This is a genomic window from Paraperlucidibaca sp. (assembly GCF_982810325.1).
This window is the reverse complement of sequence record NZ_CEYEMI010000001.1, coordinates 215,179-238,670: the sequence shown is the minus strand read 5'-3', so window position 1 is coordinate 238,670 and position 23,492 is coordinate 215,179. Positions and strand designations below refer to the sequence as shown.

At 53.5% G+C, this 23,492-nt stretch carries 20 protein-coding genes; 1 reads left to right on the top strand and 19 read right to left on the bottom strand.

Annotation, left to right across the window (positions count from 1 at the left end):
- The 4 genes from AC3DKE_RS01160 to AC3DKE_RS01145 all read right to left on the bottom strand — a co-directional run.
- The coding region (locus AC3DKE_RS01160; RefSeq protein ID WP_487989786.1) for an NUDIX domain-containing protein at positions 1–352 on the bottom strand (352 nt) is incomplete at its 3' end.
- A gap of 13 nt (positions 353–365) precedes the next feature.
- Positions 366–1,586: a bifunctional glutamate N-acetyltransferase/amino-acid acetyltransferase ArgJ gene (gene argJ, locus AC3DKE_RS01155; protein WP_487989784.1), complete on the bottom strand. Its 1,221-nt coding sequence runs from the start codon at positions 1,584–1,586 to the stop codon at positions 366–368.
- Between the two features lie 35 nt (positions 1,587–1,621).
- Positions 1,622–4,396, bottom strand: coding sequence for a preprotein translocase subunit SecA (gene secA / locus AC3DKE_RS01150; protein WP_340674852.1), 2,775 nt, complete (start codon positions 4,394–4,396; stop codon positions 1,622–1,624).
- A 170-nt stretch (positions 4,397–4,566) separates the two neighbouring features.
- A complete protein-coding gene (locus AC3DKE_RS01145; RefSeq protein ID WP_379070530.1) occupies positions 4,567–5,463 on the bottom strand; it encodes a M23 family metallopeptidase in 897 nt (298 codons plus the stop codon).
- A gap of 52 nt (positions 5,464–5,515) precedes the next feature.
- Here AC3DKE_RS01145 and AC3DKE_RS01140 point away from each other — a divergent pair, with 52 nt between their 5' ends.
- Positions 5,516–5,971, top strand: coding sequence for a DciA family protein (locus AC3DKE_RS01140; protein ID WP_340674850.1), 456 nt, complete (start codon positions 5,516–5,518; stop codon positions 5,969–5,971).
- 88 nt (positions 5,972–6,059) lie between these two features.
- On the opposite strand, the gene lpxC is transcribed toward AC3DKE_RS01140, so the two are convergent.
- From lpxC to rsmH, 15 genes are all read right to left on the bottom strand, one after another.
- Positions 6,060–6,974 carry a UDP-3-O-acyl-N-acetylglucosamine deacetylase gene (gene lpxC, locus AC3DKE_RS01135; protein ID WP_340674849.1) on the bottom strand — a complete coding sequence of 305 codons (915 nt, stop codon included), beginning with the start codon at positions 6,972–6,974 and terminating at the stop codon, positions 6,060–6,062.
- A gap of 55 nt (positions 6,975–7,029) precedes the next feature.
- A complete protein-coding gene (ftsZ, locus tag AC3DKE_RS01130; protein ID WP_340674848.1) occupies positions 7,030–8,268 on the bottom strand; it encodes a cell division protein FtsZ in 1,239 nt (412 codons plus the stop codon).
- Between the two features lie 122 nt (positions 8,269–8,390).
- Positions 8,391–9,653 carry a cell division protein FtsA gene (gene ftsA / locus AC3DKE_RS01125; RefSeq protein WP_340674847.1) on the bottom strand — a complete coding sequence of 421 codons (1,263 nt, stop codon included), beginning with the start codon at positions 9,651–9,653 and terminating at the stop codon, positions 8,391–8,393.
- A gap of 64 nt (positions 9,654–9,717) precedes the next feature.
- Positions 9,718–10,545, bottom strand: a complete 828-nt coding sequence (locus AC3DKE_RS01120) for a cell division protein FtsQ/DivIB (protein ID WP_411729381.1) — start codon at positions 10,543–10,545, stop codon at positions 9,718–9,720.
- Complete coding sequence (locus AC3DKE_RS01115; RefSeq protein WP_379070538.1) at positions 10,542–11,471, bottom strand: D-alanine--D-alanine ligase; 930 nt, start codon at positions 11,469–11,471, stop codon at positions 10,542–10,544. Before AC3DKE_RS01115 ends, AC3DKE_RS01120 begins: the two co-directional genes overlap by 4 nt.
- Positions 11,468–12,901: a UDP-N-acetylmuramate--L-alanine ligase gene (gene murC, locus AC3DKE_RS01110; protein WP_340674844.1), complete on the bottom strand. Its 1,434-nt coding sequence runs from the start codon at positions 12,899–12,901 to the stop codon at positions 11,468–11,470. The genes AC3DKE_RS01115 and murC overlap by 4 nt, the downstream gene beginning before the upstream one ends.
- A complete protein-coding gene (gene murG / locus AC3DKE_RS01105; RefSeq protein ID WP_487989779.1) occupies positions 12,898–13,977 on the bottom strand; it encodes an undecaprenyldiphospho-muramoylpentapeptide beta-N-acetylglucosaminyltransferase in 1,080 nt (359 codons plus the stop codon). The genes murC and murG overlap by 4 nt, the downstream gene beginning before the upstream one ends.
- Positions 13,964–15,148: a putative lipid II flippase FtsW gene (gene ftsW, locus AC3DKE_RS01100; protein WP_484216548.1), complete on the bottom strand. Its 1,185-nt coding sequence runs from the start codon at positions 15,146–15,148 to the stop codon at positions 13,964–13,966. Before ftsW ends, murG begins: the two co-directional genes overlap by 14 nt.
- A gap of 8 nt (positions 15,149–15,156) precedes the next feature.
- A complete protein-coding gene (gene murD / locus AC3DKE_RS01095; protein ID WP_487989777.1) occupies positions 15,157–16,539 on the bottom strand; it encodes a UDP-N-acetylmuramoyl-L-alanine--D-glutamate ligase in 1,383 nt (460 codons plus the stop codon).
- Between the two features lie 9 nt (positions 16,540–16,548).
- Entirely contained in the window at positions 16,549–17,631 is a 1,083-nt protein-coding gene (gene mraY, locus AC3DKE_RS01090; protein ID WP_340674840.1) for a phospho-N-acetylmuramoyl-pentapeptide-transferase, read from the bottom strand.
- Positions 17,631–18,983 (bottom strand): UDP-N-acetylmuramoyl-tripeptide--D-alanyl-D-alanine ligase, encoded by a 1,353-nt coding sequence (locus tag AC3DKE_RS01085; protein WP_340674839.1) that lies wholly within the window; start codon positions 18,981–18,983, stop codon positions 17,631–17,633. The genes mraY and AC3DKE_RS01085 overlap by 1 nt, the downstream gene beginning before the upstream one ends.
- Positions 18,980–20,455: a UDP-N-acetylmuramoyl-L-alanyl-D-glutamate--2,6-diaminopimelate ligase gene (locus tag AC3DKE_RS01080; protein ID WP_487989775.1), complete on the bottom strand. Its 1,476-nt coding sequence runs from the start codon at positions 20,453–20,455 to the stop codon at positions 18,980–18,982. The genes AC3DKE_RS01085 and AC3DKE_RS01080 overlap by 4 nt, the downstream gene beginning before the upstream one ends.
- A 1-nt stretch (position 20,456) precedes the next feature.
- Positions 20,457–22,241, bottom strand: a complete 1,785-nt coding sequence (locus AC3DKE_RS01075; protein ID WP_487989773.1) for a peptidoglycan D,D-transpeptidase FtsI family protein — start codon at positions 22,239–22,241, stop codon at positions 20,457–20,459.
- A complete protein-coding gene (ftsL, locus tag AC3DKE_RS01070) occupies positions 22,238–22,549 on the bottom strand; it encodes a cell division protein FtsL (RefSeq protein WP_340674836.1) in 312 nt (103 codons plus the stop codon). Before ftsL ends, AC3DKE_RS01075 begins: the two co-directional genes overlap by 4 nt.
- The gene (gene rsmH, locus AC3DKE_RS01065; RefSeq protein WP_379070566.1) at positions 22,546–23,490 is read right to left on the bottom strand and encodes a 16S rRNA (cytosine(1402)-N(4))-methyltransferase RsmH; all 945 of its coding nucleotides are present in this window, start codon (positions 23,488–23,490) and stop codon (positions 22,546–22,548) included. Before rsmH ends, ftsL begins: the two co-directional genes overlap by 4 nt.
- Between the last annotated feature and the right edge of the window lie 2 nt (positions 23,491–23,492).

The window sequence follows — 23,492 nt, the reverse complement described above, 5'->3', positions numbered from 1 at the left end:
CCGGAGTCGGCAGTAAAGCAATAGCTTCAGGTTTTTCCCAGCGCAACGCCTGACCTTCTCGACCTTGCAACAATGCACACTGCGCCGCATTCAGCGCTAGCGTATAGGCCACGATAGTTAGTGATCGATCCGGATAATTGAACTGGCGAGTAAGCAAAGGCTGAAACAGCGCTGCGGCCGAACGTGGTAAATCAAGCCCGACCTCCTCACGCAACTCACGCGCAAGAGCAGCCTCATCGAACTCGCCCGTCTCAACCTTACCGCCAGGAAACTCCCAAGTACCACCCAGATGCGCTTTGGCAGCGCGCTGAGCTAGTAATACTTCGCCTAGCTCATTGCGGCACACCGCCACAGCCACACGCATCTTAGGAGCGGTAGTCGGCGTTGATTTTCACGTAGTCGTATGACAAGTCGCAGGTCCACACCGTGTCGCAGGCGGTGCCGCGAGCAAGATCGATGCGAATGGTGATTTCCGGCTGCGACATCACACGCGAACCTTGGGCCTCGGTATACGAAGCTGCGGCGCCACCATGCTCGCAGAGCAGCACATCATCGAGCCAAACGCGCAACAGACTTACGTCTAGCGCGGGCACACCGGCACGGCCAATGGCGGCCAAAATACGACCCCAGTTCGGGTCAGACGCAAAAAATGCAGTTTTGATCAGCGGTGAATGCGCCACGGCGTAAGCCACATCGCAGCACTCGTCCGTATTCGCGCCGCCTTCGACACGCACCGTCATAAACTTGGTCGCGCCCTCGCCATCACGCACGATAAGCTGCGCCAAGCGCAGAAATACGCGCTGCAGCACCGGTAGCGCTGCCACAAATAATGGATCATTACGATCAGTAATCAGCGCATTGCCGGCCTGCCCCGTCGCCATCAACACGCAAGCGTCGTTGGTCGAGGTGTCGCCATCAATGGTGATGCGATTAAACGACGTATCGGCAAGCACGCGCAACACGGCCTGTAATAACTCAGGTGCAATCGCCAAATCGGTCGCAACATAGCCCAGCATAGTCGCCATATTCGGGCGAATCATGCCCGCACCTTTGGAGATGCCGGTTACCGTGTAGACCACGCCATCGACGCTAAATTGCTCGCTCGCACCTTTCGGCAGCGTGTCGGTAGTCATGATGCCCGCCGCAGCCTCAGCCCACTGCACAGCAGCCAAGGAGCTAATGGCCTGTGGCAAGCCTGCCTGAAGGCGCGATACGGGCAATAGCTCGCCAATCACGCCGGTCGAAAATGGCAGCACTTCATGTGGCTCAGCACCCACCAACTTCGCCAAGCTCTCACAGCTCAGCTCAGCCACAGTCATGCCGGCAGCGCCGGTACCTGCGTTGGCATTACCGGTATTGATGACTAAGTAGCGCGGTGAAGCCTCGGCTAAATGGCGCTGAGCAACACGCACTGGCGCAGCGCAAAAGGCATTGGTGGTAAACACAGCGGCGGTATGCGTGCCCGCGGCCAACTCAAAAACCACCAAATCGCGGCGATTTTTATAGCGGATGCCGGCTTCAGCAAAACCAATCTTCACACCTGCGACCGGATGCATTACCGGCATCGACACATCACCAACCGCCATGACCGACTCCTACGACGCTAGTGCGCCAGCATTCATTACGCTAATTGTCCGTGACACTGCTTGTATTTACGGCCTGAACCACAAGGGCATGGGTCGTTGCGACCAACTTTCTCACCTTCGCGAACGAATGGCTGCACCGGCGTCTCCGCTGGCTGCTGAGCGGCAGAAATTGCTTGCTCAGCCTGTTCAGGGGAAAAGTGTTCGTCGGCAAACTCTTCCATCGGCATATCAGCACTGGCATCGCCGTGCGCATATTGCATCGACATAGATTGTGCTTCGGCGGCCCGCTGCGCTTCCATGGCAGCCACTTCAGCCTCGGTTGGCACATGCAAACGCGACACAGTTTGCACCAGCTCTAACTTCACTGAGTTAACCAACTGCTCAAACAGCTCAAAGGCTTCGCGCTTATATTCTTGCTCAGGATTACGCTGAGCGTAGCCACGTAAATGGATGCCCTTACGCAAATAATCCATCTGCGCTAAGTGATCTTTCCAATGGCGATCGATGACTTGCAGCATGAGCTGTTTCTCAAGCTGGTTCGCCACCGTTGTGCCCATACGCTCACGCTTTTCTTGCCAAGCGGTCTGCACTTCTTCACGAATGCGCTCACGCAAGCCATCCTCGTGCAACTTACTGTCGTCATCTAGCCATTTTTGTACCGGCAAGGTGAGATTGAAGTCGGCGTGAATAGCGTGCTCAAGACCTGCAATGTCCCATTGCTCGTCTAAGCTTTGCGGCGGGACATAAATATTTATAACGTTCTCAACGACATCGCTGAAAATCAGCGTGACGTTGTCGCTGATGTGCTCAGCGCCGAGAATGTCATCGCGTTGGCGATAGATTGCTTGGCGCTGCTCATTCGCAACGTCATCGTATTTCAGCAAGTTTTTACGAATATCGAAGTTGCGCGCCTCAACTTTACGCTGAGCACCTTCAATCGATTTCGACACCCATGGATGCTCGATGGCCTCACCAGGCTTCATGCCTAGCGACTTCATCATGCCTTTGACGCGATCGCTGGCGAAGATGCGCATCAAGTCATCTTCGAGTGACAAGTAAAAACGCGTCACACCTGGGTCGCCTTGACGGCCCGAACGGCCACGCAGCTGGTTATCGATGCGGCGTGATTCGTGGCGCTCAGAACCAATAATATGCAAGCCACCGGCTGCAATTACTTTGGCATGATCAGCTTCCCACGCCATACGCAGGGCATCGCGCTGCTCTGGCGTGATGGCATCGCCAAGCTTCTCAGCTTCTGCGCGCCAGCTGCCACCGAGTAAAATATCGGTACCACGACCAGCCATGTTTGTCGCAATGGTCACCGTGCCCGAACGACCTGCCTGAGCGATGATTTCTGCCTCATGCTCATGGAACTTAGCGTTCAATACGCGGTGCGAAATATTGGCTTTATTGAGTGCATTCGACAGCAGCTCACTGGCCTCAATCGTAGCTGTACCGACCAAGATCGGCGCGCCCTTTTCGCGATAAGCGATAATGTCGGCGACAATCGCGCTGTATTTTTCATCTGGGCTGAGATAGACCAAATCTTCCAAATCTTTCCGCACCATCGGGCGATGCGTTGGAATCACCACCACATCTAGGCCATAGATTTGATGGAATTCGGCCGCTTCAGTATCGGCGGTACCGGTCATGCCTGAGAGCTTGCGGTAAAGGCGGAATAAGTTTTGGAAAGTCGTGGTAGCCATGGTCTGGTTTTCAGACTGGATGGTAACGCCCTCTTTCGCCTCAACAGCTTGGTGCAGACCATCGGACCAGCGACGACCAGGCATGGTGCGGCCTGTATGCTCATCAACAATGACCACTTCATCATTGGTCACGAGGTAATGCACATCGCGCTGGAATAGCACATGACCACGCAATGCGGCATGCACATGGTGCAGCAAATTCAAATGCGCCGGCGAATACAAGCTATCGCCTTCAGCCAATAAGCCCATGTCGACCATGCGATCTTCCACAAACTCATGACCCGCTTCGGTGAGCTCTACTTGGCGTGATTTTTCATCGAACCAATAGTGCCCGCCATCCGCCACAGCTTCTTCAGCTTGGCGAGTCAGCAATGGAATCAGCTTATCAATTTGCGCATAAAGCTTGGATGAATCTTCGCTAGCACCTGAAATAATCAGTGGCGTGCGAGCTTCATCGATGAGAATCGAGTCGACCTCGTCAATCAGCGCATAGGCATGACCACGCTGGAAGCGATCCTCCAAGCGGAAGGCCATATTATCGCGCAGATAATCGAAGCCAAATTCATTGTTAGTGCCGTAGGTGATATCGGCGCGATACGCAGCGCGTTTTTCATCAGGTGGCTGCTGCCCACGCACAACACCAATGGTCAACCCTAAAAACTCAATCAGTGGGCGGTTCCACTCGGCGTCACGGCTAGCGAGATAGTCGTTAACGGTAACGATGTGGACGCCAGCGCCAGATAGGCCATTGAGATAGGCCGGCAAAGTCGCTGTAAGCGTCTTGCCTTCACCCGTACGCATTTCGGCAATACGGCCTTCGTGCAGCACGATGCCACCAATTAACTGGACATCATAATGGCGCATGCCGAGTACGCGCTGGGCAGCGGTACGGCAAACGGCAAAAGCTTCTGGCAGCAGCGCATCGAGGCTTTCGCCCTGCGCAAAGCGCTGCTTGAAGCTTGCAGTCTTGGCTTGCAATTCGGCGTCGGTTAAGGCGTCGGTTTCTGTCTCTAAGGCATTAATGCGCGCAACAATCTGGCGCATGCGTTTGAGTTCGCGTTCGTTTTTGGTACCGAACAGGCCGTGAACTAGGCGTGAAAACATGGTCACCACTCAGGGAATGTGCAAATCAGCGCGTCATTCTACCGACTTTATTGCGCTACGAAAGTATTTCGCTGAAGTTGCTGTGCAATGCAGCGATTACAGAGATAAAAAAACCAGCCTAGGCTGGTTTTTTAGCGATTCTGAAACATCAGAATGAGAGCTGCTATTGATTAACGGCTAGCCAAACGAATAAAACTAGCAGGGTTGATACGCTGACCATGGCGCAGCACTTCATAGTGCAAATGCGTACCAGTCGAGCGGCCTGTCGAGCCCATATAGGCAACTAATTGATCTTTGCTGACCAAGTCACCTACACGAACTGCCACGGCGCGAGCATGCGCGTAGCGTGTCACCATGCCGTCGCCATGGTCGATTTCAACCAAATTGCCAAAACCTGAGCGAGAGCCCGCGTAGACAACAACACCATCGGCGACTGAGTAAATTTCGGTGCCTTCGCTGCCGGCGAAATCGATGCCGCCATGGAATTTGGTGCCGCCAGTAAACGGATCGCTGCGATAGCCAAACGACGAAGTGATATAGCCTTGGCGAATCGGCATATTGTTGAGATTCACCGTTTGGTCACGCAAGCCTTTCAGCGTGTGATCAAGAGCCATCAGCTGAGCTTCACGAGCCTGAATGTTTTGCCACATTTGTGACAAGCTCTTCTCTACCGCACGACGATCGGGCGCCTTGCCCATGCTGATGTCTTCCGAATCTTCATCTAATGGCCCGCCCATTGGAGGGTTTTTCGAGAAGTCGAATTCATCACCTTTAAGCTTTGCGTTTTCAGCTAAATGAGCACCCAGAGCGTCAATGCGCATCATGCGTGCTTGGATGTCGGCCATGCGCTCAGCCATAGCTCGTAGATCTTCTTGACGGGCCTTATCGGCAGCAGAAAACTGCGGCACCGATGGTTCCATCACATAGGTAGTTGCGGCCCAATAGCCGGCTGCGCCAATACCTAGCGATAAAAACACTAAGCCCACAACGCCAGATACTAGTAGGCGGGGATTAAGCTGTAATGTCAGTGGTCTGCCGTGTTTACGGCTTAAAAAAATTATGTTCATACTCGTTATCTCGGTTCACTGCCCGTATGATGAAAACTAACGGGGAGTACTCATGCGTACCAATCAACTGCTATCGCTAACTGACGTTTTACAACGACCTGTAATTGCTCGTTGGCAACGCCGCTTTGCTATTAGCACAACGCATGAATCCATTTGGCGCAGTGTCTTGGATGATAGTCTCCGATCTTCGTGTCGGCTTTTCTCATATCAGCAGGGTCTGCTTACGGTGGCGGTGTATCACACCACTGCAGCCAACCAACTGCGTTATCTAAATCGTATTTTAATTCAACAACTCAAAGCGCATGACGCTTTTTCCGCACTGACAAGCATACGTACGGTGTTAAAACCGCCGCCTGCCAGCCTTACAAATCCTGTTCCGCCGAAGCCAAAAAAAGCTCCGTTACGCATCAGCCGCGAGAGCGCAAAGCATTTAATTGCTGTGGCCAATGGGCTTTCAGATGCGGAACTTAGCAAGAAATTGAGGGACTTAGCAAGACATTCAGAGTGACTGCGAAGTACTCACGCCTTGCTTAATTTTTCGAAATCCGCTCATATGGAAATGTAAACCATTGTAATAATAGGCTATTTATTGGCCATTAGTGCAGCGAATCGGCTTTTACATACGAAATTGGCGTTAAATTTTCGTCATCAAATGTGACAATTTCCCAAGCATCTGGCTGCTCAATCATCGCTCTCAGCAATTTATTGTTCATCGCATGTCCAGCCTTATAGCCTTCATACGCGCCCAAAATACTGCAGCCAAATAAATACAAATCGCCGATGGCGTCGAGCATTTTGTGACGAACAAACTCATCTTCGAAACGCAGGCCGTCTGCGTTCATCACGCCCGTGTCATCAACCACAATGGCGTTATCCATACTGCCGCCTTTAGCGAGGTTATTAGCACGCAAATATTCGATATCGCGTAAAAATCCAAAGGTGCGAGCGCGACTAACTTCATTAACATAAGCAGTGGTGGAAAAATCCACAGTCGCCCATTTGTGTTCATCGTGAAATGCTGGATGATCGAAGTCGATGGTGAACGATACTTTGAAGCCGTTGTAGGGCTCGAAAGCGGCAATTTTGTCGCCATCGCGAACTTCTACACGGCGCTTAATGCGGGCATAACGCTTTGGCGCTTCTTGCTCAGCAATGCCCGCCGCTTGAATCAAAAACACGAAGGGGCCAGCGCTACCATCCATGATGGGAATTTCTGGCGCGCTAACATCGATCAAGGCGTTATCGATGCCGAGACCAGCGAGTGCCGACATCAAATGTTCAACGGTACCGACGCGCACGTCATCATCGACCACCAAGTTGGACGACATGGTGGTCTCTCGCACGAGGTCTGCGCGCGCGGGGATGAGTACCGGAGGATTCAGGTCTGTGCGGCGAAACACAATGCCTGAGTCCACCGGCGCGGGATGCAGGGCGAGATATACTTTCTCGCCACTGTGCAGGCCCACACCACTGGCGCGTATGACTTGCTTGACGGTCCGTTGCTTTAGCATGATTGTTACAAGATATTTCAGAGGTAATGCATAGTAGCAGAGCCTCTGAAATCCCTCAATCAGCCTGGCGACGCAAAAATGCTGGGATATTCAGCAAGTTCAAGTCTGCACGACGCGGCGAGCCGTTCACCACTTTGGCATTACGCTCATAGGCTGGTGTGTCGTACTTGGCGTAAGCATCTTCTGCTGGCGCTGGGCTTGAGCTCACCGCCTGCGCCATTGGCACAACTGGCTTATCAGTCGATGCCGTTGCGGCAGATGCTGCTGGCACCAAGCTCATGGCTGAGCCTTTCTGCGCAAGTGGGCGTGCATGAGCTGGGGTGCTCGCTTTCGGCAAACCAGTAGCAACCACAGTGACGCGAATTTCATCACCTAAGGTTTCATCCAAAATAGTGCCGATGACCACAGTCGCTGACTCAGAAGCAAATTCGTTCACGATGTCGCCGACATCAGAGAACTCATCAAGACCTAAGCTTTCGTTAGCCGCAATCGATACCAATACACCGCGCGCACCTTTTAGCTGCACGTCATCGAGCAACGGGCTGTGAATTGCCATTTCGGTGGCAATGCGCGCGCGCTCTTCACCTTTGGCCGAACCCGAACCCATCATCGCTAAACCTTGCTCAGACATGACTGCGCGCACATCGGCGAAATCGACGTTGATGTGGCCAGGGTGCAAAATCATATCGGCGATGCCCTGTACCGCACCTTGCAATACGTTATTAGCTGCACGGAAGGCTTCGACCAGCGAAACCTTGCCGAGTACTTGCAGAAGCTTACCGTTCGGGATGGTGATCAGCGAATCGACGTGATGCGCCAAAGCCTCAATGCCTTGGTTCGCTACATCCATGCGCTTTTTGCCTTCGAATGGGAATGGCTTAGTTACTACACCAACCGTCAGGATGCCCATTTCACGAGCCACTTCTGCAACTACTGGCGCGCCGCCAGTGCCTGTACCACCGCCCATACCGGCTGTGATGAAGACCATATCGGCACCTTGCAATGTCTCACGAATACGATCGCGATCTTCCACTGCTGCTTGGCGGCCTACTTCTGGGTTTGCACCAGCGCCTAGGCCGCGCGTGACTGCATCGCCCATGTGAATCAAAGTACGCGCGGACATTTTTGTTAATGCTTGTTTGTCGGTGTTAGCGCAAATGAAGTCCACACCTTGCACTTGATTAGCAACCATATGCTCAACGGCATTACCGCCGCCGCCGCCAATACCAACGACTTTAATAATGGCTGAACCGAGTTCGCCGCCGTTTTCTGCTAGTGTAAATACGTTTTCCATGATGTTCTCCAGCCCCTTAGGGCTTTCGCCGATTTGTATAAATGCTTCAAATTTTTTGGCTTCCTGCCACTGTGGCCGCCGTCCCGCGACCGTCAAAAGCGCTCAGCTCATTCGCCTAACACTTAAAAGTTGTTTGCAAACCAACCTTTCAACTTACCCATTGCTTCACCAAGACCTTTAGTTGCGCCATGGCCTTGACGTGGCTTGCTGCTCACGCCATTTGCTAACGAACGTTGCTTGCCATACATCAATAGGCCAATACCGGTGGCGTAAATTGGGTTTTGCAAAAGCTCTTCCATGCCGCCTAACTTCAGCGACTGCGGCATACCGATACGCACCGGTAAATGGAAAATAGACTCGGCTAATTGCACTGCACCTTCGATGCGTGCCGAGCCACCAGTCATCACCACACCAGCTGCTAGATGATCGCCGTAACCGCAACGATCAAGCTCAGCTTGTACTAAGCTAAATAGCTCTTCGTAACGTGGTTCAACGACGGCTGCCAATGTTTGTCTAGCCATGGTGCGCGCTGGGCGATCGCCCATGCCGGGCACGCTAATGGTTTGTTCAGGATCGACTAGTTGCGGCACGACGCAGGCGTAGCGTGTTTTGATGTCATCGGCAGCTGGCGTTGGCGTGCGCAATGCCATCGCAATGTCATTAGTCACTTGGTCGCCGGCAATAGGGATTACTGCCGTGTGGCGAATGGCGCCATTTACGAACACCGCAATATCGGTTGTGCCGCCACCAATATCGATCAGGCAGACACCGAGTTCTTTTTCATCTTCGGTGAGCACAGCGAAGCTCGATGCGTATTGCTCAAGCACCAAATCATCGATAGCGATCTCACAGCCACTCACACATTTCTCAAGATTTTGCGCGGCGTTGGCAGAGCAAGTCACCATATGAATATGGCCTTCTAAGCGCACGCCAGCCATGCCCAAAGGATTGCGGACATCGCCTTGGTTATCGACCAGATACTCCTGCGGCAGCACATGCAATATGCGCTGATCGACAGGATTAGCGCCCGACTTTGCCGCCTCTATAACGCGCTCGATGTCATTTTTCGACACCTCACCATCACGAGTGGCAACCACGGCACTGGCGTTGCGACCGCCAATATGGCTGCCGGCAATGCCAATATAGGCTGAGAAAATGCTGCAGTCGGCCATCAGCTCAGCCTCACCTACAGCCTCCTTAATGGCCACCATGGTTTCGTCAATGTTGACGACCACACCTTTGCGCATACCTTTTGATGGCCGCGAGCCGTAGCCAATAATTTCTAGCGACTGCTCAGCGGAATTGATTTGACCGACTAGGCAAACCACTTTCGAGGTGCCGATGTCGATTGCCACAATCATAGGTGCTTGTGCGTTATGTGCCATGTTATCCATCCTGGCCACCGAAGGTGACCGAAAGCTGCCGTGATATATATTGCTCATTGTTGTTTTACCCCGCTTGCCGCCAACCAATCGCTACGCCGTTGCGATAGCGCAAATCTACTCGAGCGATACTAGTAATCTCGCCCGCCAACTGGCGCTCATAGAGCACCGTAAATCGTTCCAACTTAGCCAAAGTATCTTGGCCATCCACTAATACTTTCACGCCGTCATTGAGCGTTAATTCCCAGCTCATGCGATCGGTAAGCGCTAAAGCTTCTATGCGCAAACCAACTCGCGCCAATACCGCCGCCATTTTTTCGTAACGCTGCAAAACAAACTGCGATTGCGAGCGCGGCCCTGACAGCAGCGGTAAGTCGCTAACGCCAGTGGCGCTGCGCGGGCGAAACACCGAACCATCCTCACTCACTAAACCGCTAGGCTGCCAACGCGCGACCGCTTGTTTTTCACGAATATTGATGCGCACCGAGTTTGGCCAATGACGCGATGCGCTGACATCGGCAACCCAGGGATAGCGCTTCGCGGTGCTCTGTAGCGCGGCCAAGTTGACGGTGAAAAATGTGCCGCGCACTTGTCGTTCTAGTGCCGTTTGTAAATCGTTGCGTTCGAGCTGATGCAAGTCGCCAGTAATATTGACGTGGCTGATGGGCGTCTTTAATTGCCAATCGCGCCAAACTGTCGATACCGCCACGAGCACAACCGCAATCGCAATAAGCGATACCAACACCACCAATTTCTGCCCTAAGCCTGCCGAGAAACTGAAGTTCAGCTTCCAGCTCAGCAGTTGTCGCCAGCGCCCATTAGCCAATAGTGGCTCGCGTGCTGGCTTCGGCTTTGGCCGAGGCACAGCACCTATGGGGCGGCGAGCAGCGCTCATGCGGCGTCTCCGTTTTCACGTGTGGCTTGCGCCAAAATCGTCAACACTAGCTGCGTGAAATCGATGCCGCATGCAGCAGCGGCCATCGGCACCAATGAGTGGTCAGTCATGCCGGGCACTGTGTTGATTTCGAGCAACCAGAAGCGGCCATCGGCATCGCGCATGGCATCAATGCGACCCCAGCCGCGTGCGCCTAAAACGCGAAAGGCTTCGAGTGACAGACGTTGTAGTTCAGCCTCATCTTCTGCAAGTAAGCCGCTTGGAATGTTGTACTGGGTGTCATTGCGCGAATATTTTGCTTCAAAGTCGTAGAAGTCTGTCGCCGGCACCATGCGAATTACTGGCAATGCACGGTCGCCTAAAATGGCGATGGTGTATTCGCTGCCTTGAATAAAGTGCTCGGCAATGACTTCGCTATCGTGCTTTGCTGCGACTTCATAGGCTTTCGCTAAGTCTTCCACGCTATAGACTTTGGCCATGCCAATGCTCGAGCCTTCGCGTGAGGGCTTGACCATTAATGGCAGGCCTAAGTCGGCGACGACTGCTGCGAAATCCATGCCGGCATATAAACGGCGATACGTTGGCGTTGGCAGGCCACAACCTACCCACAGCTGTTTAGTGCGCGCTTTATCCATGCCGATGGCTGAGGCCATGACGCCACTGCCGGTGTAAGGCACTTGAAATTGCTCGAGCACGCCCTGAATAACGCCGTCTTCACCGCCGCGGCCATGGAGCACGATAAAGGCACGGTCATAGCCCTGCACTTCGACAATATCGCGCTCGGCAGGATCGAAGCGATGCGCATCGACTCCAGCTTCTTGCAAGGCTTTCAGCACCGCAGCGCCGCTGATTAATGACACGGGTCGCTCGGCGGCAGTGCCACCATAGAGCACGGCCACGCGGCCAAAATCGACAGACTGGCTCATGCCTTAGGCTCCGATAAATAGAGTTGGTGTTGTGCCAGCTCCACGGCAATGCTGCCGACGGTACCAGCGCCTTGGGTTAGCAAGACATCGCCGGCTTTTAAAATGCTCGGCAGGATGCTGGCCAGCTCATCACTAGCCTCAACGAATACGGGGTCAACTAGGCCACGGTTGCGTACACTGCGCGCTAATGAACGGCTATCGGCACCTGAAATAGGTTTTTCACCTGCGCTATAAACATCGAGTAAAAGTAGTGCGTCGACGCTAGATAGCACATGCACAAAATCCTCAAAGCAGTCGCGCGTGCGCGTGTAGCGATGCGGCTGAAACAGCATGACTAAGCGGCGGTCTGGGTAAGCCTGACGAGCAGCGGCAATAGTTGCTGCGACTTCACGTGGGTGATGACCGTAGTCATCAACCAATTGCACGCCATGCATTTCGCCTAAGCGCTGGAAGCGACGGCCCACACCTTCGAAATCATCGAGCGCCTTGACCATGGCGGCATCGTCAACACCTTCATCGGTGGCCACGGCTATTGCCGCTAAGCTATTTAAAACATTGTGCAAGCCAGGCAAATTTAACGTTACCTGCAGAGGATCGCGGCCTTCACGCAGTGCTGTAAAGCGTGTCTGCAAACCATCTTGCTCGATGTCTACCGCGCGCACATCGTTGCCTTCGTTAAAGCCATAAGTCACGGTTGGACGAGCAATCTGCGGCAGTAGTTCGGTGACGATTGGATCATCACCGCAAACAACAGCAAGACCGTAAAACGGTAGGTTGTGCAAGAAATCAATAAAGGTGCGCTTTAATACTTCAAAGTCACCACCGTAGGTTTCCATGTGATCAGCATCGATATTGGTAACCACTGAAACCATGGGTTGTAAGTGTAAAAATGAGGCGTCACTTTCGTCAGCTTCCGCTACAAAATAACGGCTGCTACCGAGCTTGGCATTAGTACCAGCACTATTGAGCAGACCACCAATCACATACGTTGGGTCAAAGCCAGCTTCGCCTAGAATCGAAGCAATTAAACTGGTTGTTGTGGTTTTCCCATGAGTGCCCGCAATGGCTATACCGTGTCGATAGCGCATCAGCTCAGCGAGCATTTGCGCGCGACGCACAATCGGTAAGCGACGGCTCAGTGCAGCATTAACTTCTGGGTTGCTAGTATCAATAGCGGTAGACACCACCAAAACATCTGCGGTCTCAATGTGTGCTGCATCGTGGCCGATAAAAATATCCACACCCAGCTCTTTTAATCGCTGCGTGTTCTTGCTTTCTTTCATGTCCGAGCCAGCGATTTCATAGCCTTGATTGAGCAAGACCTCGGCGATACCGCACATGCCTGCGCCACCGATGCCGACAAAATGAATGCGGCGAATCCGGCGCATTTCAGGAATTTCAATCATGCGGCTGCGTGTGATGGGTCTCATGCTTCACCTCGTAAAATCGTGTTAACCACACGCGTAGTGGCTTCGGTCTCTGCCAAGGCACGAGCCTTTTCAGCCATTTGTTGTAATTTTTCGCGCTGCAATAATCCGCGCAAAGTAGCGGCAAATGCCGACACCGTTAAATCTTTTTGTTGAAACAATAACGCCGCACCAGCATCGCTTAAAAAGCGTGCATTGGCGGTTTGGTGATCATCAACAGCATGTGGGAATGGAATCAGTACCGATGCCACACCCACTGCTGCCAACTCAGAAACAGTTAGCGCGCCGCTACGGCAAATAACGACATCGGCCCACGCGTATTCAGTCGCCATATCATCGATAAATGGCAGCACCGTGGCTTGCACACCGAGCTTGGCGTAGACCGCCTCAGCATTGGCTGCATGCTTGCGGCCGGCTTGATGGCGAATGATTGGGCGCGCTGCTGGCTCTAGCTCAGCGAACGCTTCTGGCACCAATTGGTTTAACGCCACAGCACCTAAACTCCCGCCTAAAACCAGTACCTGCAGCTGGCCTTGACGTTCGCCGTAACGAATAGCGGGCATGGGCAAGCTAGCAATGTCAGCACGCACTGGATTACCCACGGTGCTTACCTTGCTGGAAGCGGCAAAGGCACTGGGGAAGGCCTGCAAAATGCGTGTGGCAAAACGCGCCAGAGTTTTATTAGTAAAACCGGCAATGGCGTTTTGCTCATGGATATACAGTGGCAGGCCCAGTAGTCGCGCGGCCACGCCACCGGGGCCAGTAACATAGCCACCGAGGCCAATGACGGCATCGGCATTGACGCGACGGCAAATTGCCATCGCCTGCCAAACCGCTACAAGCAACTTAAACGGCGCTTGCAGCAAAGGCAGCAGGCCATTGCCGCGTAGGCCGCCAACATTTAAATAGCTAATAGCAATGCCCGCTTTCGGCACGATGTCGGCCTCAATGCCGCGCGCTGTACCCAGCCAATGCACTTTCACGCCCTCAGCTTGCAGTCCACGCGCCACAGCTAATGCCGGGAAGACGTGACCGCCAGTGCCGCCAGCCATCACTACCACCGATTTAACGATAGTCATTGAGGCCTCCCGGACGACGCACAGCGCGTTCTTGTGGCTCGCTGGCTTCGGCATCGATGCGCAAAAGCACTGCCAAGACCACAAACATCATGACCAAACTGGAGCCACCGTAGCTGACTAGCGGTAGCGTCAGGCCTTTGGTTGGAAACAGACCGATATTAACGCCGATATTGATCGCTGCTTGGATGCCGATAGTCACCGACAAGCCATAGGCGACATAGCCAGAAAATATCTGGCCAGCACGCTCAGCACGTTGGCCAATGCGCAGGCCAGTCATGACCAAAGTGACCATGGCTAGCAATAATAACAAGACGCCGACTAGGCCAAACTCTTCGGCATAAACGGCAAAAACGAAGTCGGTATGTGCTTCGGGCAAGTAAAATAATTTTTGCACGCTATGGCCTAAGCCAACACCAAACCAATCGCCACGACCGAAGGCAATCAAGCTTTGCACTAGCTGGTAGCCACTATTGTATTGATCGGCCCATGGATCGGTGAACGCCATTAAGCGCTTCATCCGATAAGGCTCGGCGATCATGATGCCGATGGCACCCAATAAAATTCCGCCCGACAGCATTAAATACAGCGCCATTGGCGAGCCTGCCAAAAACAGCATCGCCATCAATGCAATGACAATCACCATGCTTGCGCCGAAGTCAGGCTCTGCCAACATCAAGCCAACAGATATGCCGGCAAATGCCATTGGCTTGAGAAAGCCCATCCAGCCTGAGCGCACATCTTCTTGGCGGCGCCATAAGTAGGCAGCCATCGCCAACACGCCAGCAAACTTCAATATTTCTGATGGCTGGATGGTTAAGCCACCAATGCCAATCCACCGCATGCTGCCATTTACGCGACGGCCAATACCAGGAATCAAGACCAATACAATCAGCACAAGCGCCACTAAAAACAGCCAGTAGCTATAACGATTCCATGTCTCCATGGGCACTTGCGAAACCACCGCGGCAACCACTAGGCCAATGGCTAGATAGATCAAGTGGCGCGTGAAGAAGTAGAACGGATTGCCATAGTTGGCATCAGCGACGCCCATCGATGCCGAGCCAACCATGATTAGGCCGATGCAAAATAAGAAGCCCGCTGAGAGCAGCACATACTGACGATCGCTGAGCAAGCTCAGATTCATGCGCATGTTTTGATATGGAGCAAGCACGCGGGCCATCATGATGAATGCCCCGTATTGGAGCCGGCAACGAATGTTTGCACGCCAAGCGCAAACTGATCGCCGCGATCTTCGTAATGCTTAAACATGTCGAAGCTAGCGCAAGCTGGCGACAGCAAAATGGCATCGTGGGGGTGGGCAAATTGACGAGCGCTGGCGATGGCCTCATCCAAGCTCGCGCAACGCTGGCGTGGCAACTCGGCGGTGATGGCGGCATCAATCACCGACGCATCCTCACCGATCAACACTAGCGCACGGCCGAAGCTGGCCATAGCCGTTTGCAATGGCGTGAAATCTTGACCTTTACCGACACCGCCAGCAATGAGCACAACGCGACCGCCAGCCGGCGCAATTGCCGCACCTAGGCCATGAATAGCCGCGAGCGTTGCGCCAACATTAGTGCCTTTAGAGTCGTTATACCAAGCGATGTCATCGGCAAGGGCGACGCGTTGGCAGCGATGTTTTAAGCCGCTGAAATCGCGCAATGTGGCTAGCATGGCATCACGCGACATGCCCACAGCCTCGCCCAATGCCAAACAAGCTAGCGCATTGGCAATATTGTGCTGACCAAAGATTTGCAACTCGGCGACAGGCATTAATAGCTCGCGACCGCGTGCCAACCAAGGCTCGCCATCGACGCTTAAAACGCCGTAATCGTTTAGATCTGGCGCACTCAAACCAAAACTTGCATGCGGCAGACTATCGGCGATTAATGGCCGTGTTAATTTGTCATCGCGGTTAAATACATAGCGCTGGCAGTTGCGGAAAATACGGTGCTTAGTCTGATGATATTCGACCATGCCGCTGTAGCGATCCATATGGTCTTCGCTGATGTTCAACACCACCGCCACCGCTGCTTTCAGCGAATGTGTGGTTTCAAGCTGGAATGACGACAACTCCATGACGTAGAGGTCTTTGTCACCCTCAGCGAGCATGTCTAAAACTGGTGTGCCGATATTGCCGCAAACGCCGACATTTAAGCCGTCACGCTCGGCCATCAAACCCATCAATGTGGTGACTGTGCTTTTTGCGTTAGATCCGGTGATAGCAATAATCGGTGCCGTGGCTTCGCGGCAAAACAGCTCTACGTCGCCAACCACCAAAACGCCTGCGCGACTTGCGGCAGCAATTTCTGGTGTAGAAATTGCCATGCCTGGGCTGGAAATAATTTCACTGGCCGACAACAGCAGCTCGGCATTTAAGCCGCCAAGGTACACATTAACTTCGGGAAACTCAGCACTGAGCTCAGCTAAACCGGGCGGATGCTCGCGCGTATCATTAACCGCAACGCTATAGCCTTTGCTACGTAAATAACGCACGCACGAGAGCCCAGTCTTACCCAGACCAATCACTACTCGTAGACCACCGCGCGCTATTAACATGCTCAGCTCCTAACGCAATTTCAAGGTCGCAAGACCAATGAGCACCAACATGAATGAGATGATCCAGAAACGCGCAACCACGCGAGTCTCGGGCCAGCCTTTAAGTTCAAAATGGTGATGAATAGGAGCCATGCGGAAGATGCGTTTGCCGGTGAGTTTGAAGCTTGCCACCTGCATCATTACCGACACGGTCTCCATGACGAAGACCCCGCACATAACGAATAAAACGATTTCCTGACGCACGATGACCGCGATAGTGCCGAGCACAGCACCCAGTGACAGCGCGCCGACATCACCCATGAAAACTTGCGCGGGATACGCGTTGAACCAGAGGAAACCAAGACCGGCGCCAATGATTGCGCCACAGATAATGATGAGCTCGCCCGACCCGGCCACGAAGGGGATTTGCAGGTAGGTGGCGAACTTAATATTGCCGGTGACGTAGGCAAAAATAGCCAATGCGCCAGCGACCATGACGGTAGGCATAATCGCCAAGCCATCGAGGCCGTCGGTAAGATTGACCGCATTACTCGCGCCAACGATGACGAAGTAGCTGAGCACGATGTAGGCGATACCAAGCGGGATAATGATGTCTTTGAAAAACGGCACGATGAGACTGGTTTCAATTGGCGTTTTCGCAGTCATGTAAAGAAACACTGCCGCACCAAGACCAGCCACCGACTGCCAGAAATACTTCCAACGACTCGGCAAACCGCGAGGGTCTTTCTCGACAACTTTGCGATAATCATCGACCCAACCGACCATGCCAAACACTGCCATCACCGCCAGCACCACCCAGATATACATATTATCTAAGCGCGCCCAAGCCAAGGTGCTGACCAAAATCGTGGTCAAAATGAGTACGCCGCCCATAGTTGGCGTGCCGACTTTAGCCAAATGCGTTTGCGGGCCATCTGTGCGAATGGCTTGGCCAAATTTCATCGCTTTCAGGCGCTCAATCATCCACGGCCCCCACCAAAGCGATAGCGCAAAGGCAGTGACAATGCTGAGCATGAAGCGAAAGGTGAGGTAGTTAAATACCGCAAAGCCTTTCACATGCTGGCTGGCCCAATCGGCTAAGACTAGGAGCATTAGTGCACTCCCGCCGACTCAGTAACAGCGTGCACGATCTGCTCCATGCGTGCGCTGCGTGAGCCTTTAATCAAAGCACTGACTACGCCTTGTAGCTCATGCTCTAAGGCTTTCACTAAGGCATTGTGATCAGGAAATAATTGCGCCTGATTGCCAAAGCCATCGGCATAAAAATGCTGGTGCTGACCTGTGGTCATTAACGCGTCTATTTTTTTCATTTTTGCGTACGCTCCGACTTCACGATGGCCCGATGCGGTGGCATCGCCCAATTCACCCATATCGCCCAATACCAATACGCGTCGGCCCGGCAGCGAGCACAGCAAATCAATCGCTGCTTTCATGCTGTCGGGATTAGCGTTGTAGCTGTCATCGATGAGATAAGACTCACCGAGGCGATGCAGCACACTGCGACCCATAAACGGGCGCGTGCTTGATAAACCTTGCACAATGGCCTCTAGTGACACGCCGCAGGCATGCGCCAAACCGGCTGCTGCCAAAGCATTTGCGACCTGATGACGACCCAATACTTGCAGCTGTACAGGCGCTGATTGCTCACCGATATGAAGCTGAAAGGCATATTGGGGCGTATCACCGTGGCTAATATTGCTCGCATAAATGTCAGCGCCAGCCTGTAGCGAGAATGTCACTACACGGCGCGAGCCCATCGCTTCAAGCCAGAAATCAGCGAACTCATCATCACGATTAATTACCGCCACACCGTCATCGGCCAAAGCGGAGTAAATCTCGCCCTTAGCGCGCGCAATACCCTCGCGACTACCGAATCCTTCTAAATGTGCAGTGCCAACATTGGTGATCACCACTGCCTGCGGCTTCACCATTGCGGCGGTGTAAGCGATTTCGCCAAGATGATTTGCGCCAAGTTCAAACACGCCGTATTGGTGCTCATCACGCAAACGCAGCAGCGTTAGTGGCACACCAATATCGTTATTAAAATTACCCTTCGTAGCCAAGGTATTACCTAAGCCTTCAAAAATTCGCGCAGTCATTTCTTTGGTAGATGTTTTGCCTGCCGAGCCCGTCATCGCCACTTTGGTGAGCTTAGGGAAGCGTTCGCACCATGCAGTCGCCAACCGACCTAGGGCGGCATGGCAATCAGCCACAACAATTTGAGCGATGCCTGCCGATGGATCCAATGATTCAGTAATCGCGGCTAGCGCACCTTTAGCCGCGGCTTGTGCGAGCAAGTCATTGGCATTGGTACGAGCGCCACTGAGCGCGATAAACACATCATCGGCCTGCAGCGTGCGGGTATCGGTCGAGAAGCTGCCGACATCGGCATCCAAGCCAACCAGTTCGCCCGCAATGGCGCGAGCAATATCCGAGAGCTTCATGCCCTACTCCTCAACAGCAAGGCCATACGCACCTGCTCTACATCACTAAATGGAGTACGCACGCCGTGCACTTCTTGGTAAGTTTCATGACCTTTGCCGGCCACCAAAACCAGATCATCTTCGCCCGCTTCTGCTATCACTTGCGCGATGGCATCGCCACGATCAAGCACGCAACGCACGCTGCGATCTGCCGCTAAGCCTGAGCGCACATGATCAACAATCGCTTGTGGATCTTCTTCGCGTGGGTTGTCTGTGGTGATGACTACGTGATCGGCTAACTCGCCAGCAATACGACCCATTTCTGGACGCTTACCGGTGTCACGACCACCGCCACAGCCAAACACCACCCAAAGCTTGGCCTTGGTATGTTCACGCGCCGCCTTTAGTGCCTGCGCCAAAGCATCTGGTGTGTGTGCGTAATCAACCACCGCTAATGGTGTGCCAGATTCGCGCAAACATTGCATGCGGCCAGGCACCGGTGACACCTCAGCTAAAGCAGCCACGATGGCATCGATGTCATGACCAATGCTAAGCAGGCCACCAACTACAGCAAGTAAATTGCTGGCATTAAAATGACCAATCAATGGGCTTTTTAACGTCACTGTTTTGCCGGCAATGCGCAGCGAAATGTGCAGGCCATCAAGTGTGGCCTCTACTGACTCCGCTACCAGCTCAACATCGCTAGCTGGATTTAAGCTATAGCGCAGGCATTGCACGTTGTCAGCGAGCTGCGCCATCATTTCTGCGCCGTAAATATCATCGGCGTTTATGACCGCTGCGCGCAGATCAGGCCAGCGAAATAACGAGGCCTTGCTCGCCGCATATGAGTCCATGTCGCCGTGATAATCAAGATGATCGCGCGTCAAATTGGTAAACAAAGCGGTATGAATGCGTGTGCCAGTTAAGCGGCCTTGGCTCAGCCCATGCGAGCTCGCCTCAAGGGCAACAGCCTGCGCACCTTGATCGCGGAAATCGGCTAACAGGCGCTGTAACTGCAGAGGATCTGGCGTGGTGAAAATTGCCGGAGCTAGTTCGCCCGGAAAGCCATTGCCTAAGGTGCCCATGACTGCCGCACGCAGGCCTAATTTATTGCATGCGCCAGCGAGTAAATTGGCGATGCTGGTTTTGCCATTGGTGCCAGTAGTGGCAAGCACAGTCATGGCTTGCGAGGGCTGTGCATACCAGCGCGCCGCCAAAAGCCCGAGCATGTCGCCTAGGCCTGGCACGGCTAATACCGGCACATGATTGATGACAGTGTTCAGAGTGAAATGGTTATCGGCCTCAGTCAAAACTACCGCTGCACCAGCTTCGATGGCAGCAGGAATATGCTCATGCGCGTTGTAATGCGTACCGGCGACAGCAATGAAACAGGTGCCCGCGGTTACTTGACGCGAGTCGGCAACCAACGACTCAATGGCAATCGATTGCCATTGATCAGGGCAGCTAGGTAGTAAATCGCCGAGTGTCATCATCTCAGCCTCCTGCCGCAGGGCGATAAGGTAAGCGCGCCTGACCAGCCAAGCGCTCGCTGCTGCGATCTGGCTCGACATTCATCAGGCGTAAGGCGTCGGCCATGCTGCGCGAAAATACTGGTGCTGCTGCCAAGCCGCCGTAATAGCCACCCTTGCGAGGCGTATCGATGATCACCGCGGTAACAATTTTAGGATTGCTAGCTGGGGCCATACCGACAAACAAGGACATGTATTGGTCGCTAGAATAGCCGCCGCCCTTTGCTTTATGAGCTGTGCCAGTTTTGCCTGCCACGCGATAGCCCGGCACTGCTGCACGAAGCGCAGTGCCTTCCTGCGTAACCACAGTTTCCATCATGGGGATCAAACTTTTAGCGATGACTTCTGGAATCACTCGATGGCCTTCAACCGGGCCATTCACTTTGATAAAACTCACTGGCCGCTGAATGCCGCCACTAGCGATCGTTGCGTATGCCTGAGCCAATTGCAGTGCAGTCACCGTCACACCATAGCCATAAGACATGGTGGCGACTTCAACAGGATTCCAACGATTTGATGGCTGCAAAATACCAGCGCTCTCGCCGGGAAAGCCACTGCCAGTGGTGCTGCCAAAGCCTAAGTGCTGATGCAGCAGCGGCAGCGTATCGCGCGGCAAGGCCATGGCAATTTGTGCAGTCGCAACGTTGCTGGACTTGGTCAGCACAGTTTGCATATCGATAACGCCGTAATTGCTGTGATCACGCACGATTTTATTGAGCACGCGATACGTACCTGGCGAGGTATCGAAATGACTGCTAGTGGTGAACTTTCCGCTCTCCAATGCCGCCACCAAAGTAAATGGTTTTAGCGTCGAGCCCGGCTCAAACATGTCGGTGACCGCGCGATTACGCACAGCGTCGATATCAAGCGTTCCGCGATTATTCGGGTTGAACGATGGCACGCTGGCCATTGCTAGGACTTCGCCGGTCTCGACATCTAGCGAGACCAACACGCCTGCCACGGCATTGTGCTCAGCCACGCCTCGGGCCAATTCGCGATACGCCGAATACTGCACACGCGAATCAAAACTCAAGATGACATCTTGGCCAGGGCGCGCAGGCTTGAGCAGCGCCACATCCTGCACGCGATGACCTTTCAAATCTTTCATCACGCGCTTGCTGCCTTCAATGCCAGCGAGCTTTTTATCGAAAGATAACTCTAAGCCTTCACGGCCATGATCATCTGTACCAGTAAAACCGAGCATATGCGCGGTGGCTTCGGCTTCAGGGTAAAAGCGCTTGTACTCGGTCATCGAATACACGCCAGCAAAATCTTTGGCCAACACTTCTTCTGCATCATTTGGTGTCATGTGACGCACTAAATAGATGAAGCCTTTCTCACGATGGCGCTTAATTTTGGCCTGCAAATCTGAAGGTGATAACTTCAATGCTTTCGCCAGTGCCACCACATCAAGTTTAGCGGCAATGGCTTGGCGAGGATTCAGCCATAGGGTCGTGACCGGCGTGCTCACCGCCAGCGGCGTATTATTTCGGTCACGAATGACGCCGCGCATGGCCATAATCGGCTCAGTACGCATCATGCGAGCATCACCTTGAGCGCGCAGAAATTCACTATCGACGACTGTTAAATAGCCGGCACGCAGAGTAATGCCGCCAAATAAAACCGCGAGAATAAACAGCACAAAGCGATGGCGCCCAACATACTTAAGCCCGCCATGATCACTCGCGGCGGGCTTTGTCTTAGCGCGTGAGTTAGCACGCTGATTTGGTGAGTTAGTGCGCTGATTCATGGCCGCACCATCATGACGTCATGCGGCGCCGGCGAGCGCATACCGAGCTCATCAACCGCGACTTTGCCAATGCGCCCGTAAGCACCCCATGCTTGCTGCTCTAGCAGAAGTTGACCCCATTCCACTTCCAGCTGATCACGCTCAGTTTGCAATGACTGCAAGTCTGCTAAATACAGACGCGACTTATGCACGCTGAAGGCCACCGCAATCGATGTCGACACCAGCACCACGATGACGCAGGCATTTTGCCAAAGAATAGGCTGCATCAAGCTTAGGCGCAGGCCGCTTAAACGCGCTGCCCAGCTCATTTTCGCACGCTCGCTAAACGCTCAGCCACGCGCAAATGCGCACTACGAGCGCGAGGATTTGCGTTGACTTCCTCGGCACTGGGCTCCACGGCTTTGCCAATTTTTTTCAGCTGCGGATTCATTTGCGCAATGGTCACCGGCAGGCCCGGCGGAAAGTCATCGCCCTTAGCCTCACGCACAATGAACTGCTTCACTAAGCGGTCTTCCAGCGAATGGAAGCTAATCACAGCCAAACGACCGCCAGCATTCAATGCATGCAGACTTTGCGCTAGCAAATCTTCTAAATCGCCGAGCTCACGATTCACCGCAATGCGAATAGCCTGGAAGCATCGCGTCGCCGGATGCTTATGGCGCTCCCACGATGGATGCGCTTTAGCAATGACATCAGCCAACACTTTAGTTCGCGTAATCGGCGTCACCGCCTGCTCAGCCAATACCGCGCGAGCAATACGGCGGGCATGACGCTCTTCACCATAGGTTTTAAAGACGTCGGTGAGTTCAGCTTCGGAAATCTGCACCAACCATTGCGCCGCACTTAAACCGCGCGTGGTATCCATGCGCATATCGAGCGGGCCATCATTCATAAAGCTAAAGCCGCGCTCGGCATCATCTATCTGTGGTGATGACACACCTAAGTCCGCCAGCAAGCCATCAACCTGACCCAACAAACCACGCGCTTCCAATGCCGGCAGCAAGCTAGCAAAAGAGTCATGGATGATTTCAAAGCGCGAGTCTTCACGCATTAATGCTTCACCGCTGGCGATCGCTTGCGGGTCTTTATCGAAACCAATGACGCGCGCGTTAGGGCCAAGCTGCGCTAGTAGATGGCGTGTATGTCCGCCTCGGCCAAATGTCGCATCCACATAGACGCCATCGGGCTTGCCCAAGACGGCAGCGACGGTCTCATTGAGTAGGACAGTGAGGTGAACTAAGGCATTCATGG

What these genes read in the sequence shown, in the direction of transcription:
- argJ (WP_487989784.1), bottom strand. Translation starts at nt 1,586, where the DNA reads ATGGCGGTTGGTGATGTGTCGATGCCGGTAATGCATCCGGTCGCAGGT.
- secA (WP_340674852.1), bottom strand. Translation starts at nt 4,396, where the DNA reads ATGTTTTCACGCCTAGTTCACGGCCTGTTCGGTACCAAAAACGAACGC.
- AC3DKE_RS01145 (WP_379070530.1), bottom strand. Translation starts at nt 5,463, where the DNA reads ATGAACATAATTTTTTTAAGCCGTAAACACGGCAGACCACTGACATTA.
- AC3DKE_RS01140 (WP_340674850.1), top strand. Translation starts at nt 5,516, where the DNA reads ATGCGTACCAATCAACTGCTATCGCTAACTGACGTTTTACAACGACCT.
- lpxC (WP_340674849.1), bottom strand. Translation starts at nt 6,974, where the DNA reads ATGCTAAAGCAACGGACCGTCAAGCAAGTCATACGCGCCAGTGGTGTG.
- ftsZ (WP_340674848.1), bottom strand. Translation starts at nt 8,268, where the DNA reads ATGGAAAACGTATTTACACTAGCAGAAAACGGCGGCGAACTCGGTTCA.
- ftsA (WP_340674847.1), bottom strand. Translation starts at nt 9,653, where the DNA reads ATGGCACATAACGCACAAGCACCTATGATTGTGGCAATCGACATCGGC.
- AC3DKE_RS01120 (WP_411729381.1), bottom strand. Translation starts at nt 10,545, where the DNA reads ATGAGCGCTGCTCGCCGCCCCATAGGTGCTGTGCCTCGGCCAAAGCCG.
- AC3DKE_RS01115 (WP_379070538.1), bottom strand. Translation starts at nt 11,471, where the DNA reads ATGAGCCAGTCTGTCGATTTTGGCCGCGTGGCCGTGCTCTATGGTGGC.
- murC (WP_340674844.1), bottom strand. Translation starts at nt 12,901, where the DNA reads ATGAGACCCATCACACGCAGCCGCATGATTGAAATTCCTGAAATGCGC.
- murG (WP_487989779.1), bottom strand. Translation starts at nt 13,977, where the DNA reads ATGACTATCGTTAAATCGGTGGTAGTGATGGCTGGCGGCACTGGCGGT.
- murD (WP_487989777.1), bottom strand. Translation starts at nt 16,539, where the DNA reads ATGTTAATAGCGCGCGGTGGTCTACGAGTAGTGATTGGTCTGGGTAAG.
- mraY (WP_340674840.1), bottom strand. Translation starts at nt 17,631, where the DNA reads ATGCTCCTAGTCTTAGCCGATTGGGCCAGCCAGCATGTGAAAGGCTTT.
- AC3DKE_RS01085 (WP_340674839.1), bottom strand. Translation starts at nt 18,983, where the DNA reads ATGAAGCTCTCGGATATTGCTCGCGCCATTGCGGGCGAACTGGTTGGC.
- AC3DKE_RS01080 (WP_487989775.1), bottom strand. Translation starts at nt 20,455, where the DNA reads ATGATGACACTCGGCGATTTACTACCTAGCTGCCCTGATCAATGGCAA.
- AC3DKE_RS01075 (WP_487989773.1), bottom strand. Translation starts at nt 22,241, where the DNA reads ATGAATCAGCGCACTAACTCACCAAATCAGCGTGCTAACTCACGCGCT.
- ftsL (WP_340674836.1), bottom strand. Translation starts at nt 22,549, where the DNA reads ATGAGCTGGGCAGCGCGTTTAAGCGGCCTGCGCCTAAGCTTGATGCAG.
- rsmH (WP_379070566.1), bottom strand. Translation starts at nt 23,490, where the DNA reads ATGAATGCCTTAGTTCACCTCACTGTCCTACTCAATGAGACCGTCGCT.